Origin of the sequence: Erwinia sp. JH02 (assembly GCF_013074405.1) — a bacterium.
GTDB classification, from domain to species: domain Bacteria; phylum Pseudomonadota; class Gammaproteobacteria; order Enterobacterales; family Enterobacteriaceae; genus Erwinia; species Erwinia rhapontici.
This window is the reverse complement of record NZ_JABANZ010000001.1, coordinates 81893-97694: the sequence shown is the minus strand read 5'-3', so window position 1 is coordinate 97694 and position 15802 is coordinate 81893. Positions and strand designations below refer to the sequence as shown.

The following is a 15802-nucleotide window of genomic DNA, read 5'->3' as shown; positions in this document are numbered from 1 at the left end:
TCACGGATTTCACAGAGATGAGCAAACGCAGGCAGTTTTATCTGACGCTGGCCCTGATTACCACAGGCAGTTTATTAATTATTGAGGTGCTGGCGCGACTGGTACATTTGATTATCGTGGGATAGGCGAGATAAGCAGACAGGAATACAAGGGCCATCACAGCCCCGATAACAGAATTATTTCAGTGCGCGCGGATTTTTACGCAGTGAACCACTCCAGCTAAAATCTTTCACTTCGCTCTCTTTTGCCGCAGACGGTTTACGCGGTTTCTTAGCCAGTACCACTTTGCTGCTTTCGCGCACAACGCGCTCTTTCATCACTAACCGCTTGGCCTCTTTGAGGATTTCTTTCTCTTCTTTCTTACTGGCGACGTGACTGAGTTTATCGGTCAACGTTTTAACCCGCTGCTCCACCAATACTTTTTCATCATCCGTAAACTGGTCGATGGAAATTTCTTTCTCGCTTTTCATGCAACAGGCTCCTGGCCAGTCATCAGTGTTACGGTTATCCGCAGCACCGGGCCACCTGACATCGTAGAGTGCCGGGCGATGATGCACAAGCCATGATGGCAGAAAGTGGGGTTGAATCGTCCTTATTTCATCATGAAACCCTCATGCTACGATATTTTGCGTGATTTCTTGCGGGTAAAAACCGTCAGGGGCTGCCTTTATGCGAGCAACACGCATTGCTCTGCCCTGCGGTTAAATGTAAACATAGTATAAAAATGATCATCAAGGGCTCGGCTCCGGCTGAGAGCCACGGAATCACCATCATGTCTGACAACGATGTTTACACTTCTTCCATGCTGTTTCGCATTCGGGGCGACATTGTGGCCACCGCTGAGGATGCACACGGTGAGGTCACCGTGATCGATAACAAGGTCTACCGCCTTCTGAGCTTTGACCGGGTTTTCGAGCAAAGCAAAATGCAGAAAAGCAACCCGATGATCCCCGTACATAAATACATTTGTGCCATGTTGATGGCTACGGCGCTGACTCCCGCGAACCGCATTCTGGTGCTGGGTCTGGGTGGCGGATGCCTGATACGACCGCTGTTTGCAGGTAACCCACAGATCGTCATTGATGCCGTGGAGCTGCGTCAGGTGGTGCTGGATGTTGCCCTGGCGCATTTTCACCTGCCGGTAACCCCAGATATTCACTATCGGGTGGAAGATGCCGCCGATTTCATGGCGCAGGCAGACCCTGCCCGCTACTCACTGATTTTTTCTGACCTGTATTCCGCCAGCGCCATTGTGCCACTGCAGTCTTCACGTGAGTTTTTGCGTCAGTGCGCGCAAACGTTACAGCCCAACGGTTGGCTGGTACTGAACCATCCTCAGGCCCCGGATGAAGACTCCGCGTTTTCCGATGCACTCACAACTCTGTTTCGCACTGTGCTCTATTGCACCACGCCCAGTGGCAATGTGGTGATCTATGCCAGCGTCGGGCATTGCAGCACGCCGCTGACGCAACTGCGCGCCATGATGAAAGCCAGCGGCGAAGGGTATCAATCTGATTTCTCCCTGCTGGCTCATAAAATTTATCGCTGGCCTGGCCAACAGACCTGATACCGTTGCTTAGACTTCATTTCCTTTAAATTTTCCGGCGAACATTGCTGGTAACCGGAGCGTGGTCTATTTTTAGCGATCAAAGGGAATACGTTCATTACCGAGACCATAAACAGAGACAATAAAATGATCATTCAGGGCATTAGTAAGGGATTCTTTATCTTTATACTGGCGGCAACCACGCTGGCTTTTTTTCACATCCTGGGGCCTTATTTTTCGGCGATCCTCTGGGCCGCCATTCTGGCGATTATTTTCCATCCACTTAAAACCAAAATCAGAAAACATCTTGGCGATAAAAACGGCCTGGCATCGCTGCTGACGTTGTTGGTGATCTGCCTGATTGTATTTATCCCACTGGCCGTGGTCGCCTCCTCACTGGCGGTAGAGTTCAACGCCCTCTACAACCGTTTGCAGGGTAACCAGACCGAGCTCACCACGGTGGCAGCAAGCGTTATCAATCATTTACCCGACTGGTTGCGTCACTTCCTGCAAGAAAACAACATGAACGATGCCAGTGCCATTCAGGAAAAACTCTCTGGTGTGGCGATGAAAGGCGGCCAGTTCTTTGCGGGTAGCCTGATGATGATTGGTAAAAGCACCTTCAGCTTTGCCATCGGCTTTGGTGTGATGCTGTATCTGCTGTTCTTCCTTCTGAAAGATGGAGCCTATCTTGTCGGCCTGGCGCTGGATGCCATTCCGCTGTCGCAGTTTGTTAAACAACATCTGTTTGTGAAGTTTGCGGCAGTATCACGCGCAACGGTTAAAGGCACCATCGTCGTAGCTGCAGTACAGGGTGCGCTGGGGGGTATTGCATTCTGGTTTGCGGATATTCAGGGCAGTATTTTATGGGGGTCGCTGATGGCCTTCCTGTCACTGATCCCGGCGGTTGGTTCAGCGATTATCTGGCTGCCTGTGGTGCTGTATTTCTTCTTCACCGGTGCGATGGTGAAGGGCCTGGCACTGACGTTCTTCTTTGTGGTGGTCATCGGTCTTATCGATAACATCCTGCGCCCACTGCTGGTGGGGAAAGACACCAAGATGCCGGACTACCTGATTCTCATTTCGACCCTCGGTGGCATGGAAATCTATGGTCTCAATGGCTTCGTGATTGGTCCCTTGATTGCCGCGCTGTTTATCTCCTGCTGGAACCTGTTGTCCGGTAAGGACCATAAAGGCAATACCGATGGGATTGATCCTGACTTTATCGAGGAAGGACAGACACATCAGGAAGGCCTGGAAAAAGAGAACGAATCATAAAATTACGGGGCTGATACAGGCCCCGTTTTTTATAGAGAAAAGCCCCACTTTGACGTTAAATCAAAATGAGGCCGATCCTAATGCAAGACAAGATCTGGTTAGCCTCTTACCTGCCGGAAGGCAATAAGGAGACGGAACCAGCACCCTCCTGACTCAATTGCTAATCAGTCGGATCAACGTTCCATCATGGTCCACCAGCGCCCCCATTCTCAATCCCCAGGGCTGTTCGCGGGGTGGATGAATACGCGGGAAATCTTCGCACTTCTCCTCAATACCGGCGTCCTGCAACACCGCATAAAACCCATCGAGATCATCCAGCCGCAGACAGCAGCTAAACCAGCTACTGTAAGGATCAAGATCCCTGTGCGGGAAGAACTCCAGCGTCAGATCCCCACGCAGCATAATCAACCAGTGCTCATCTTTATATTGCGTGTTAAAACCAATCTGACGATAAAAATGTTCTGTCTCAGTGAAATTCCGCGAGGGCAGATTAGGCGTGGCGCGATCGGTCATCCGAGGCTCCTTAAGAGGCAGTGAGCATCATTCCCCTGCAACATCATTGCTGGGGCAAAATGTTGACTTACTCAGCGTTGGTGGGATTTTCTTTATAGACACGATTTCCGTACCACACCACCGCCGCCCCAATCAGCATCGCAACGATGACATACGGGATCTTGTCCTCTTCCGTGCCCCCTATCCCGCCTGCCGAGAGAAAATACAGCCCGGCAATCAGCGCAAGGATCACCTTCTTCACTTTGTTTATGGGTTTCATACAGATACTGCGTACCGCCCATGCACCCAACATCAATCCCAGCAGCCCCAACATGGTTCCCATTGCAATACCCTTTTGTACATGTGATTTATTGATATCGGGCATCGGAACCCGTGGCAGCGTAACGCCGCAGTGCAAGTTGCCCATGTAGCGGCAAGCCGTTGAAGATACTGCGTTATGTTAGGGGGAAAAGCAAACGGAGGTGGGGATGTTGGGATTGGGGGCACGGTTATAGCGTCGATACAAAATCGCTTCCAAAAAAAGACCAAAGACGATTCCTGTCTTTGGTCCAGGGAAATGGCTCTTTTCAGAGCCGTGCGCTAAAAGTTGGCATTATTGCAGGCGATTCGCCTTGCACTTTAAAAGATAGACCAGTTGTGGGGGTTTACCAGCCAGTTGTAAACAACGTAATAACTGATTGTTAGCATTGTGATCACGGCGGCAGAAACGGGCGGGCTGCGCTTTTCAGCGAGAGTGGAATGGGAAATAACTGGCGCACCGAAAGGTATGCGCCAGCGTCGTGCAATCAGTTACAGAGCTTTTCGGCGCGCGCGATAATCGGGGCCAGGCTCTTCTTCTGGCCCGGGTTGGCCGGGTCGTCAGCCAGAATCTTACTGATTGGGAATCCGGCCTTTATCTGGCCCGCTTTGACTTTGGCTTCCGCGGCATCATTCAGCGGATATTGCACCAGCGTGCCATCGTTAATGGCGAGCAGCACGTTGCCTTTTTCACAGCTTAACATCATCTCTTCACGCACAAACGGCCAGTTCTCTTTGCCCATATCGAAACGGCTCACGGTTTCGATGCCAGCCATTGCACTGCTGCTGATGCCGAGTGCGACGCAAAATAATGCCAACTTTTTCATCTTGTTAGTACCTCAAACGATAAAACATAAACTGAATCGGGATAAGCGAAAACAGGTGTTGATCAGGCGGGTTCGAGTGTGGCAAAAATGCCCACCACCAGCAGTACCGCCGCCGCCAGAGCGATCTCCACCAGCGTGCTGGTGATAAACGACTGCTGTGCCCCTGCCCCGCTATGCTGAAAACGCGGTACCAGCCAGTAGCGGTTAAACAGAGCAATGCCCATCATTACGCCAACCAACAGGAATTTCAGCACCAGCAGCTGGCTGTACAGGCGGAAACTGGCAGGCGGCCAGCCGAGCAGCAGCAACGCATTGATCACTCCGCTGATGACCACCAGCATGACGGCCAGATGACCGTAGCGTGAAAAACGCATCATGGTGCTAATGGCATCGTAACGATGCTCGGGGCTCCGCGCTGCGCGCATCAGGTAAACGACAGGAAGCAGGCCACCCGCCCAGAATGCCGCGCTCAGCAGATGCACTGTCTGATTGGCGCGCTGGAATACACCGCTCCAGCCATCCAGCATCGCAGCATGTCCGGTAAAGGCCAGCCCGCTGAGCTGCAATATGGCTAACAGCAGCACCGTCTGCTGGCACCCTTGCCCACTCAGTCGTCTGCGAAACAACAGCACCAGACAACACAATACGGCCAGCGCCAGTTGCCACTGCCATGCGCGGCCAAACTGCGTCTGTAGCACCGCCAGCCAGATATCGCCTTCAAGCGTATCCTGCCAGCCGTCCCCCATCTGTCCTGTCTGTGCCGCCAGCAGCAGTAGCGCACTCAGCAACGTCAGCCAGGTACTCACCCGGATTAACGGCATCAGCCGCCGGGTAAGATCGGCGCGATAACGTGCCGGAGCCAGCAACGTCGTGGTGACTCCGGCCCCGACCAGCGACATCAGTGCGCAGAAATGCAGCCAGCGGCACAGAATATAGAAGCCCGTGAGTGACATATCACTTCACGCTGAAGGTGTAGTTCCCTTTGGTCTTATGCCCGTCTACTGACAGCACATGCCATGTCACCTTGTACTCACCACTGCTCAGCGGCTGTTTAAACTGTACCCGCAGGGTATTGTGCTGTTTCGGGTCAAGGGCGGCTTTGATCTGATCGACCGGCTTGTTGTCGGTACGGCTGACGACCACGCCGCTAAATGCTGGCTCGATATCCTCGCTGAAGGAGATGGTCAGTGACTCAGGCCATTCGCTACCGGCGGGATTAACCGCGGTATACTGGCTTTTAAGGTGGGCATGAGCGGAAACCTGTTGGGTAAACAGTGCGGCGAGTAAGAAGCCGGAAACCCTGAAGAAATGTCGCATATGTCGCAATGATCCTTAGCAAATCGCAGCGCCTTGCTGCCTGAGGGCGAAAGAATACTCCGCTTAAAAACGGGTGTCGAGGTGATAGCGACTATCAATTGGCCGTCAGACTTGCTAATCCGTGCCTTCTGCATTATTTTCTGCCACACACTAAGGGGGGAACACCATGAGCTACAATCTGGCCACATTGCCGCAGACAGATAAAGACAAAATCAACGTTGATCTGGCCGCTGCCGGGGTGGCGTTTAAAGAACGCTATAACATGCCGGTTATTGCCGAAATGGTGCTGCGTGAGCAACCGCCAGCGCTACAGGAGTGGTTCCGTGAGCGTCTGACTCACTACCGCCAGGCCTCCCTGTCACTCTCGCGTCTGCCGTACGAACCTAAACAAAAATAGTGGCTTGTTTTTTGCTCCCGCTTCGGTTGAGATGAAGGCCTTACTTTACTCTTCAGGGTGGTTTTTTTATGTCCAGCTGGACTATCGCGGCAGCACAGTCAGGTTCCCGTCCGGGCGATATCGCCTGGAATATTCAACACCACCTCGAATTCATCCAGCAGGCCGCGTCGCTGCGCGTTGACCTGCTGATGTTCCCTGAACTTTCGCTGACCGGTTATGAGCTTCCGCTGATGGCTGAACTTGCGCTCTCGCTGGACGACGAACGGCTGCAACCCTTTGCCCACGCGGCGCAGCAGCATCAGATGGGCATCAGCATCGGTCTGCCATTAAAGGCGGACAATAATGTTCGCCTCTCCGCACTGACATTCCTGCCGGACGGTACGCGCATCGCCTACAGTAAGCGCAATTTGTACGGTCAGGAAAAAGAGATTTTCGCGGCAGGTAATACGGTGCCGTTATTTGGATATCAGCGTCATCAGGTGGCGCTGGCCATTTGTGCCGATATCAGCGTGGAAGCCTTTGCCCGTGATGCCTCCGTTCGCGGTGCCGATCTCTATGCCACCAGCGTGCTGGTTTCCGAACAGGGATATGAAACCGACTGCAGCTACCTCGCCCGCTGGTCGCGTGATTATCAAATGGCAGTGGTGATGGCGAATCACGCCTGGCCCACGGGCGGCTACCAGTGTGCGGGTAAAAGTGCCTTCTGGGACCCGACCGGACGCCAGGTCATTCGCGGGGGCGAAGGCGAGCAACTGATTATTGCCCGTCGTAGCGGTAATCATTGGCAAGGAGAGGCGCATTCGTTACCCTGCCCGTCAGTTCTGTAAACGGGAGAATCTATGTTACGCGTGATAGACACGGAAACCTGCGGCCTGCAGGGTGGTATTGTCGAAGTGGCATCGGTGGATGTGATTGACGGACAGATCGTCAATCCAATGAGCGACCTGATCTCACCCGACCGCCCTATCAGCCATCAAGCCATGGCCATCCATAAAATTACCGAGGCCATGGTGCGGGGGAAACCCACCATTGAGCAGGCGATCGGCCGCTATCACGGCAGCCCTTATTATGTGGCACACAATGCCAGCTTTGACCGCCGTATGCTGCCGGAGATGCCCGGTGAATGGATCTGCACAATGGCGCTTTCGCGCCGCCTGTGGCCGGGCCTGAAATACAGTAATCTGGCGCTGCGCGAATCCTTACAGCTGGAGGTGACGCCGCCGGAAAATTTACATGCCCACCGTGCGCTATATGACTGCTACATCACTGCGGCGCTGCTGATCCGTATTATGTCGTTCAGCGGCTGGGATGCGCCAGAGATGATCCGTCGGATGCAGGTGCAGGGATCGTTTAATACCTTCCCGTTCGGTAAGTATCGCGGGCAGAAAGTGGATGATGTGGCGAAGAAAGATCCGGGATATTTAAAGTGGATGCTAAAAAATATCACGGATCTGAAGCCCGACTTACGCAGTGCCATGCAGCGGGCGTTGAGTGCGACGGATTAAGCCGCGGGTGTGGTCAGCAGGCCGCTGGCCAGCCCGATAAGAAATGCATACTCCAGCGCCACCCCTTCATAGGCTTTAAAACGGCCTGACTTTCCGCCATGACCAGAGTCCATATCCGTTTGCAGCAACAGCAGATGATTATCGGTTTTCAGCTCACGTAGCTTAGCCACCCATTTTGCCGGCTCCCAGTACTGAACCTGGGAGTCATGCAGACCGGTGGTGATCAACAGATGCGGATAATCCTGCGCCTTAATGTTGTCATACGGGCTGTACTGTTTGATGTAGTGATAATACTGCTCCTCAGCCGGATTGCCCCACTCGTCATACTCGCCAGTGGTAAGCGGAATGGTTTCATCCAGCATCGTCGTCACCACATCCACGAACGGCACCTGCGCGACGACCCCCTTGAAACGCTCCGGGGCCATATTAATGACGGTGCCCATCAGCAACCCACCGGCACTTCCGCCCATCGCATAGAGTTTTTCCGCATCGCCGTACTTTTTCTCCACCAGCGCATCGGTGATATCGATAAAGTCATGGAAGGTGTTCATTTTATTCAGCAGACGTCCATCGTCGTACCACTGCTGACCCATCTCACCGCCGCCACGAATATGCGTCAGGGCAAAGACAAACCCGCGATCCAACAGGCTGAGACGACTGGCGCTGAAATCAGCATCCATACTGCTGCCGTAAGAACCATAACCGTAAACCAGCAACGGGTTGGTTCCCGGCTGGTAGCTGTCTTTACGGTACACCAGTGAAACGGGGACCTCGACGCCATCACGCATGGTGATCCAGTGGCGTTCGCTGCGATAGCGAGCCGCATCAAACCCTTTCACTTCCGTCTGCTTAAGGACTTCACGCTCACCTGTGTCCAGGTCCAGTTCAAACAGCGTATCCGGCGTGGTCATGGATGAGTAGCCGTAGCGGACTTTGCTGCTGTCCGGCGTCGGATTATGACCAATCCAGGTCACATAGGCCGGATCGTCGAAGGCAATGCTGGTGCTCTCACCGCTTTGCCAGTTTATCTGACGCAGGCTGGTCAGCCCCTGCTGACGCTCTTCCACCACCAGCCAGTCGCGGAACAGCGTATAGCCTTCCAGCACAGTCGTATCCCGTGGCGCAATCAGCGGCTGCCACTGCTGCTCATCTGCACTGTCGCTGCGGTACAACCCGAAGTTCTTGCCATCCCGGTTGGAACGCACATAGAACTGCCCCTGATAATGGTCCACGCTGTACTCATGATCTTTACGCCGCGCAGAGAACAGCTGGGGCTGAGCATCGGCATCAGCGGCATCCAGCAACAGGATCTCACTGGTGGTGCTGCTGCCGAGAGCAATCGCCACAAACTCTTCGGACGTGGTTTTGTAAACGCTGACGTAGAAGGTGTCATCTTCCTCTTCATACACCAACTGATCCTGCTGCTGCGGCGTGCCCAGCGTATGCCGCCATACCTGATACGGCAGCAGCGTCTTTTTATCTTTCAGCACATAGTAGAGGGTTCGCGAATCACTGGCCCACGTCATCGCGGAGGAGACGCCTTCCAGCACTTCCGGGTACCACTCGCCGTTCTCAAGGTTGCACAGACGAATGCCGTACACCCGGCGTGACAGGAAGTCTTCTGCCACGGCCATTTTCTGGTTATCCGGGCTGATCGCCACGCCGCCCAGGGTATAAAACTCATGGTCAGCAGCACGCTGATTGCCATCCAGCAGCGTATCCCAGTGGTCCGGCGTCTTCGTGTCGGCGGGCTGACGGGCGTAAATCGTGTATTCATTCCCCTCTTCATAGCGGCTCTGATAACGATATCCCCGCTTCACATAAGGCACCGAATGGTCACGGGCAGGAATGCGGTCGATGATCTCCTGCAACAGCTCCGCCTGTAAGGCCTGCTGCGGCAGCAACTGTTGCTGACAGTAGTCGTTCTCAGCCCGCAGATACGCAAGCACCTCTGGCGCTTCGCGCTCGTCGTCGCGCAGCCAGTAATAATTATCGATACGGGTATCACCGTGCAGGGTCATCTGATGGGGAATTTTATTCGCTTTAGGAGGTGTCATAGTCTCTTCGCAGTTGCTGTGCCTGTGTGTAAGGTTGGCAGCAACCAGACTGATTAACAAGCCGTTATCAGTGCAACAACGTGCTTTTCAGGGGATTTTTTTGCGCGGGTGACAGTGTTCACCCGCGAAGGATTAACTGATCTATCAGGCAGGGAGCTTCTGCTTCTCGGCACGAATGTCGGTTTCAATCGACTGACGCACGTCCTGTGGGATTTTCAAGGCATCGCCCAGCGCCTGCAAATAGCTGCGCTCCATAAAGTGGTCAACATCGATGACAAGGTTGCTGAGGAAATAGACCTCCAGCGCTTCTTCTTCGTTTTTCACATCGGCCGCCAGCTTCTGCGGATCAAGCGGAGAGTCAATGGCACGCTGCACCAGCTGCTCGCCCTGCGCACCTAAACCAGACTGGCGAATATGTTCATCAATGGCTTTACGCTCATCGTTGTCGATATGGCCGTCACTTTTGGCCGCAAAGACCAGCGCTTCAATCAGACGCTCGGCGCGACGGTCGACCGGGGAGCTCTGCTGACCAAACTCAGGCTGATCCTGATGGGTTTCACTGACACGCTGTTTGTACTTATTCCACAACAGGGCACCCGCAGCAGCACCGCCGCCGATGATTACGGCGTTCTTCCCGTACTTCATCAACAGGTTGCGGGAAGATTTACTGGCAATCAGCAATCCCGCCAGGCCACCGAGTGCACCGGGGGCCAGCATTTTGCTCAGCCCTTCTCCGCCAGAGGAGGATTTGCCTGCCTTGCCTAATACCGTCTGAATCTGTTGCAGCCAGTTGCTCATAGTCAGTCCTTCATTACCCGAAAACACCACAATAAAGCAGCACACGTCAGGAAACGTCAAACGATGAAAAGGCTGTAAAATTTCCCGTTGTTTCCAGCGGCAGATGGACAGATATCCTGCAGTCAGTCGTGGATAAGTTGTTGGATGGTTGCATTGCCTCTACCCTGAAAAGGAAATTACGCAGAGGAGAATCGATACAAATGGCATTTTCGGCGAACCCATTGTTTATCAATACCATCCTGCTCGGTGGCAGCAGTGAAGAGAAACTGCGTGCAGCTGCAGCGGCGGGTTTCAGTCAGGTGGAATTGTGGCAGCAGGATGTGAGTGAAGCCGTGGGCGATGCCGCCGCGCTGGCCGATCTCTGCCAGCAGCTTTCCCTCGGGCTGACGGATTACCAGGTGCTGCTGGATTTTGATGGGGCGCCAGAGAGCCTGCGTGAGGATAAACGGCATGAAGCCTTACAGATGATGGCAACGGCGCAACGCCTTGGCGCATCAACGCTGTTGGTGCCGGCATCCACTCATCCGCACTGTTGCACAGAACGTATCGAAGCGGATTTACGCTGGCTGGTGCAGCAGGCGGCAGATCATGGCCTGCGCGTAGCGTATGAGGCGATGGCCTGGAGCCAGCATATTAATAACACCGCCCAGGCATGGCAGCTTATCCAGCAAATTGACGCACCCAATCTGGGGCTGGTGGTGGATGCTTTTCATATTTTTGTACGCCAGAGAACGCTGGCAGACCTGGCCGGTATTCCGGCAGAGAAGATTTTTCTGGTGCAGTTGTCCGATCTGAATGAGCAGCCGGATGCAAAGCATCTGGTCGATACGGCCCGGCATCACCGATTGTTACCCGGTGAGGGCCAATACCCACTGAAGGCGCTGTTAGCGCATTTGCAGCAGATCGGTTACGAGGGGCCAATAGGCCTGGAAGTATTTAACGATCAACGCCACGCTGCTGACCCGCTGGAAACGGCACAGGCAGCGATGGCGTCATTGCGCAGTGTGCTGAGCACATAATGATCTGAACGGCTGATCAGAAAAAAGATCAGCCACAGCAGGGGCGGGTTACACCGCGCGCAGTTTGCCTTCATCAGATGCGTCGCTGTTATCAGCCGCACTGCTCTCTTCAGGCAGTTTACCGGTGCGGAGGATCTGTTGCAGCGCGTCTTTATTTTCCGCCATAAACAGCCCCAGCGCTTCACCCTGCTGTTCTTCCATTTCCAGCGGGCTGGCGGTCAGCCAGTCGGCAAAGACTTCCGCCAGGTCGAGCATTTTGTCGTAAGCATCGGCTTCTTTCTTGCTGGCAAATGTCATCTTTTCCTCACCTTTTCTGACGACAACGTATTTGATTTCAACAGCCATGATTTCCGTCCTGTTTAACTGTATTTTTATACAGTGTAGCAGCGTCGCTTTTTTCACTCAAGCGTAAAGTGCGGATGATTACGCAAACGTTTTCGTTTATACTTCGCGCGTTTTTTTCAATCCATTCAGGTAGAGATTATGACAACTCTTGGAACTGCGCTGCGCCCTAATGCAACCCGTGTAATGCTGCTGGGATCCGGTGAACTGGGCAAAGAAGTAGCGCTGGAGTGCCAGCGTCTGGGTGTGGAAGTGATCGCCGTGGATCGCTATGCCGATGCCCCTGCGATGCACGTTGCCCACCGCAGCCATGTGATCAATATGCTGGATGGCGCGGCCCTGGCCGCACTGGTCGCGCAGGAAAAGCCGGACTTCGTGGTGCCGGAAATTGAAGCGATCGCCACCGATATGCTGATCGAACTGGAAAAACAGGGACAGCACGTAGTGCCGACCGCACGCGCCGCGAAACTGACCATGAACCGTGAAGGTATTCGCCGCCTTGCTGCGGAAGATCTGGCGTTGCCGACGTCATCCTACCGCTTTGCCGACAGCCGCGAGGCTTTCCTGGCCGCCGCTGATGAGATCGGTTTCCCGTGCATCGTAAAACCCGTGATGAGTTCTTCCGGTAAAGGGCAGAGTTTTATTCGTGAAGCCGCACAGCTGGATGCTGCATGGGAATATGCACAACAGGGTGGCCGTGCCGGTGCCGGTCGGGTGATCGTTGAAGGCGTGGTGAAGTTTGATTTCGAAATCACCCTGCTGACCATCAATGCTGTCGACGGCATTCACTTCTGCGCGCCTATCGGACATCGTCAGGAAGATGGCGACTATCGCGAATCCTGGCAGCCGCAGCAGATGAGCGAGCTCGCACTGAAACGTGCGCAGGAGATTGCTGAAAAAGTGGTGAATGCACTGGGTGGACGCGGTCTGTTTGGCGTTGAGCTGTTTGTTTGCGGTGATGAGGTGGTGTTCAGTGAAGTGTCGCCACGCCCGCATGATACCGGCATGGTCACGCTGATTTCTCAGGACGTCTCCGAGTTCGCGCTGCATGTGCGCGCGTTCCTCGGTCTGCCCATTGGCGGCATCCGTCAGTACGGTCCGGCGGCATCAGCAGTGATCCTGCCAGAGCTGGACAGCAACAATGTGCAGTTCGCCAACCTGTCTGCTGCACTGGGCGCCGGGCTGCAACTGCGCCTGTTTGGCAAGCCAGAAATTCAGGGCAAACGCCGTCTTGGTGTGGCACTGGCAACGGGCAATGACGTGGAAGAGGCGGTGCAGCGTGCCATCAGTGCCGCTGCCAGCGTAAAAGTCAGCGGCTGACAGACCTGCGGATTATTCAAGGGGCGGAATTCCGCCCCTTGTGGTTTTATCGCGCCCCGGCAACGGCTTCCTGCGCCAGGCGGGTAATACTGTCATAATCCCCCGCTTCCAGCGCATCCGCTGGCACCAGCCACGACCCACCAATACATAGCACACTTTTCAGCGCCAGGTAGTCGCGGTAGTTAGCCGGCGAGATGCCGCCCGTCGGGCAAAAACGTACCTGTGGGAAAGGCCCGCCAATCGCCTGTAAGGCTTTCACGCCGCCGTTAGCTTCCGCCGGGAAGAATTTAAACTCACGCAGACCATAATCAAGACCGGTCATCAATTCAGACACGGTGCTGATTCCCGGGATCAACGGCACTGAGCCGTCTACAGCGGCTCTGAGCAACGGCTCGGTCAGGCCCGGGCTGATGATAAACTGCGCGCCCGCATCGGTGACTTCTTTCAACTGCTGCGCGTTCAACACGGTGCCTGCCCCAACAATCGCTTCAGGCACTTCTCTCACCATGGCCTTCAGGGCATCCATCGCGCAGGGCGTGCGCAGCGTCACTTCCAGCACACGCACACCACCCGCTACCAATGCTTTCGCCATCGGAACAGCATGCTCAAGCTTGTTCACCACGATCACCGGCACAACCGGGCCTGTTTTCAGAATCTGTTCAGCGCTTGTTTTCCAGTTACTCATCAACGACGTTCTCCTGTCTGGCCTGCCTTCCGTCCTGGTGGATCGTAGCAGGCAAAAGTGACGCTCGCGGCGTCAGGAAGTGATTATGCGATCTACCATACAGGAGAAGCACCGCGAGCGTCTACGCGATCGTTGTGTTTTTAAAATGCAGGTTCATTTTTTATGAAGCCGTATTTTGCCCACAAAAAAGCCCGCCGAAGCGGGCTTAACCTGTCAGGACAGATTACTCGAATTCATTCCACGAGCGACCATCACGGGTGATCATGGCCACGGAAGCCACAGGCCCCCATGTTCCCGCCTGATAAGGCTTAGGTGCTTCTTTATCGGAAGACCAGGCATCCATAATGGAGTCAACCCATTTCCAGGCTTCCTCAACTTCGTCACGACGCACGAACAGGGCCTGGATACCGCGCATGGTTTCCAGCAGCAGGCGCTCATAGGCATCCGCCAGATGCGACTGATTGAAGGTTTCTGAGAAGCTCAGATCCAGTTTGGTGGTTTGCAGGTTATGTTTGTGATCCAGCCCTGGCACTTTGTTCAGGATCTGAATATCCATGCCTTCATCCGGCTGCAGACGAATGGTCAGTTTGTTCTGTGGCAGTTCCTGCCAGGTGTCTTTAAACAGGTTCAGTGCCGGGTTTTTGAAATACACCACCACTTCTGAACACTTGGTTGGCAGACGCTTGCCGGTACGCAGATAGAACGGAACACCAGCCCAGCGCCAGTCGTCGATGTCCACGCGGATGGAGACAAAGCTTTCGGTGGTGCTGGATTTGTTAGCCCCCTCTTCTTCCAGATAGCCAGGGACTTTTTTGCCCTGTACAAAACCGGAGGTGTACTGACCGCGTACGGTTTTTTCACGCACGTTGGTGTGATCGATACGACGAAGGGAGCGCAGAACTTTCACTTTTTCGTCGCGAATGCGATCCGCAGAGAGATCGGCTGGCGGCGACATGGCCACCATGGTCAGCACCTGTAACAGATGGTTCTGGATCATATCACGCATCTGGCCCGCTTTATCGAAGTAACCCCAACGGCCCTCGATCCCCACTTCTTCCGCCACGGTGATCTGCACGTGATCGATGGTACGGTTATCCCAGTTAGAGGCAAACAGGGAGTTAGCAAAACGCAGCGCCAGCAGGTTGAGTACCGTCTCTTTACCGAGATAGTGGTCAATGCGGAACACCTGGTTCTCTTCGAAGTATTCACCCACCTGGTCGTTAATCTCGCGCGATGTTGCCAGAGACGTACCCAGTGGTTTTTCCATCACAACGCGTGCAGGTTGCGCATTCAGCTTCGCTTCACCCAGGCCCTTACAGATGGCTCCGAAGGTGCTTGGCGGCATCGCGAAGTAGTTAATGGTGACGCGTTTTTTCTGGTCGAGCATTTTTCCCAGACGAGGGAAATGGCTGCGGTCATCCACATCCAGGTTGCAGAAATCGAGACGGCTGCTGAGTTTATCCCACAGCGCTTCGTCGATCTTCTCCTTCATAAAGGTTTCCAGTGCCTCACGCACCACCTTGGTATAAGCAGCCTTATCCCATTCCGCACGGCCAACGCCGATAATGCGTGAATCTTCATGGATCTGACCGGCTTTTTCCAATTGATACAGAGAGGGCAACAGTTTCCGGCGCGCAAGATCGCCTTTGGCACCGAAAATTACCAGATCGCATGCCTGGGCTGTTTGTGTAACCGCCATTTCATTCTCCTCGTTGCAGGATTAGCCTGTCCCTGAGATTCCGTAGTCGGACAGACTCTTATTGTAATTTTGTTTCAATACAATGTACTGCTTTTGCCTGCTCCTCGTAAACCAGGGGAGGCCACTGCGGCACAATGTATTCAATCAATGCTTAATTTAGTGGCAACCTTCGGAGGCCTACCATCAGATTGTGCGTAATTTT

At 54.1% G+C, this 15802-nt stretch carries 18 protein-coding genes; 7 read left to right on the top strand and 11 right to left on the bottom strand.

What is annotated here, in order from left to right:
• Positions 1-176: 176 nt before the first annotated feature.
• Entirely contained in the window at positions 177-470 is a 294-nt protein-coding gene (locus HHI26_RS00435) for a hypothetical protein (RefSeq protein WP_133841811.1), read from the bottom strand.
• Positions 471-772: 302 nt separating this feature from the next.
• On the opposite strand from HHI26_RS00435, the gene HHI26_RS00430 reads away from it, so the two are divergent.
• Entirely contained in the window at positions 773-1567 is a 795-nt protein-coding gene (locus HHI26_RS00430) for a spermidine synthase (protein ID WP_159336531.1), read from the top strand.
• Positions 1568-1693: 126 nt separating this feature from the next.
• Positions 1694-2824 carry an AI-2E family transporter gene (locus HHI26_RS00425; RefSeq protein ID WP_133841809.1) on the top strand — a complete coding sequence of 377 codons (1131 nt, stop codon included), beginning with the start codon at positions 1694-1696 and terminating at the stop codon, positions 2822-2824.
• A 153-nt stretch (positions 2825-2977) separates the two neighbouring features.
• Here HHI26_RS00425 and HHI26_RS00420 read toward each other — a convergent pair whose 3' ends face one another.
• From HHI26_RS00420 to copC, 5 genes are all read right to left on the bottom strand, one after another.
• A complete protein-coding gene (locus tag HHI26_RS00420; protein WP_171148394.1) occupies positions 2978-3337 on the bottom strand; it encodes a bleomycin resistance protein in 360 nt (119 codons plus the stop codon).
• Positions 3338-3404: 67 nt separating this feature from the next.
• A complete protein-coding gene (locus HHI26_RS00415) occupies positions 3405-3659 on the bottom strand; it encodes a hypothetical protein (RefSeq protein WP_241008193.1) in 255 nt (84 codons plus the stop codon).
• 463 nt (positions 3660-4122) lie between these two features.
• Positions 4123-4461: a YebY family protein gene (locus HHI26_RS00410; protein ID WP_133841807.1), complete on the bottom strand. Its 339-nt coding sequence runs from the start codon at positions 4459-4461 to the stop codon at positions 4123-4125.
• A gap of 62 nt (positions 4462-4523) precedes the next feature.
• The gene (gene copD, locus HHI26_RS00405) at positions 4524-5414 is read right to left on the bottom strand and encodes a copper homeostasis membrane protein CopD (protein WP_171148393.1); all 891 of its coding nucleotides are present in this window, start codon (positions 5412-5414) and stop codon (positions 4524-4526) included.
• Position 5415: 1 nt separating this feature from the next.
• A complete protein-coding gene (gene copC / locus HHI26_RS00400) occupies positions 5416-5778 on the bottom strand; it encodes a copper homeostasis periplasmic binding protein CopC (protein ID WP_133841805.1) in 363 nt (120 codons plus the stop codon).
• Positions 5779-5944: 166 nt separating this feature from the next.
• On the opposite strand from copC, the gene HHI26_RS00395 reads away from it, so the two are divergent.
• The 3 genes from HHI26_RS00395 (at position 5945) to exoX (ending at position 7680) form a co-directional block, all read left to right on the top strand.
• On the top strand, positions 5945-6175 hold the full coding sequence (locus tag HHI26_RS00395) for a DNA polymerase III subunit theta (RefSeq protein ID WP_133841804.1): 231 nt from the start codon (positions 5945-5947) through the stop codon (positions 6173-6175).
• A gap of 68 nt (positions 6176-6243) precedes the next feature.
• The gene (locus tag HHI26_RS00390; RefSeq protein ID WP_171148392.1) at positions 6244-7002 is read left to right on the top strand and encodes a carbon-nitrogen hydrolase family protein; all 759 of its coding nucleotides are present in this window, start codon (positions 6244-6246) and stop codon (positions 7000-7002) included.
• 12 nt (positions 7003-7014) lie between these two features.
• The gene (gene exoX / locus HHI26_RS00385; protein WP_133841802.1) at positions 7015-7680 is read left to right on the top strand and encodes an exodeoxyribonuclease X; all 666 of its coding nucleotides are present in this window, start codon (positions 7015-7017) and stop codon (positions 7678-7680) included.
• Here the strand turns inward: exoX and HHI26_RS00380 are convergent.
• Both HHI26_RS00380 and HHI26_RS00375 read right to left on the bottom strand, forming a co-directional pair.
• Complete coding sequence (locus HHI26_RS00380; RefSeq protein WP_167863772.1) at positions 7677-9737, bottom strand: prolyl oligopeptidase family serine peptidase; 2061 nt, start codon at positions 9735-9737, stop codon at positions 7677-7679. The genes exoX and HHI26_RS00380 overlap by 4 nt on opposite strands.
• A 144-nt stretch (positions 9738-9881) precedes the next feature.
• On the bottom strand, positions 9882-10535 hold the full coding sequence (locus tag HHI26_RS00375; protein WP_159336498.1) for a DUF533 domain-containing protein: 654 nt from the start codon (positions 10533-10535) through the stop codon (positions 9882-9884).
• A gap of 200 nt (positions 10536-10735) precedes the next feature.
• Between HHI26_RS00375 and HHI26_RS00370 the strand changes: the two genes are divergently transcribed.
• Entirely contained in the window at positions 10736-11554 is an 819-nt protein-coding gene (locus tag HHI26_RS00370; protein ID WP_133841799.1) for a sugar phosphate isomerase/epimerase family protein, read from the top strand.
• Positions 11555-11602: 48 nt separating this feature from the next.
• Here the strand turns inward: HHI26_RS00370 and HHI26_RS00365 are convergent, their stop codons facing one another.
• Positions 11603-11899 carry a YebG family protein gene (locus HHI26_RS00365; protein WP_133841798.1) on the bottom strand — a complete coding sequence of 99 codons (297 nt, stop codon included), beginning with the start codon at positions 11897-11899 and terminating at the stop codon, positions 11603-11605.
• Between the two features lie 138 nt (positions 11900-12037).
• Between HHI26_RS00365 and purT the strand changes: the two genes are divergently transcribed.
• Positions 12038-13216 (top strand): formate-dependent phosphoribosylglycinamide formyltransferase, encoded by a 1179-nt coding sequence (gene purT, locus HHI26_RS00360; RefSeq protein ID WP_133841797.1) that lies wholly within the window; start codon positions 12038-12040, stop codon positions 13214-13216.
• A 46-nt stretch (positions 13217-13262) separates the two neighbouring features.
• On the opposite strand, the gene HHI26_RS00355 is transcribed toward purT, so the two are convergent.
• Positions 13263-13901, bottom strand: coding sequence for a bifunctional 4-hydroxy-2-oxoglutarate aldolase/2-dehydro-3-deoxy-phosphogluconate aldolase (locus HHI26_RS00355; protein ID WP_171148391.1), 639 nt, complete (start codon positions 13899-13901; stop codon positions 13263-13265).
• Between the two features lie 223 nt (positions 13902-14124).
• Positions 14125-15600, bottom strand: coding sequence for a glucose-6-phosphate dehydrogenase (gene zwf, locus HHI26_RS00350; RefSeq protein WP_133841795.1), 1476 nt, complete (start codon positions 15598-15600; stop codon positions 14125-14127).
• Between the last annotated feature and the right edge of the window lie 202 nt (positions 15601-15802).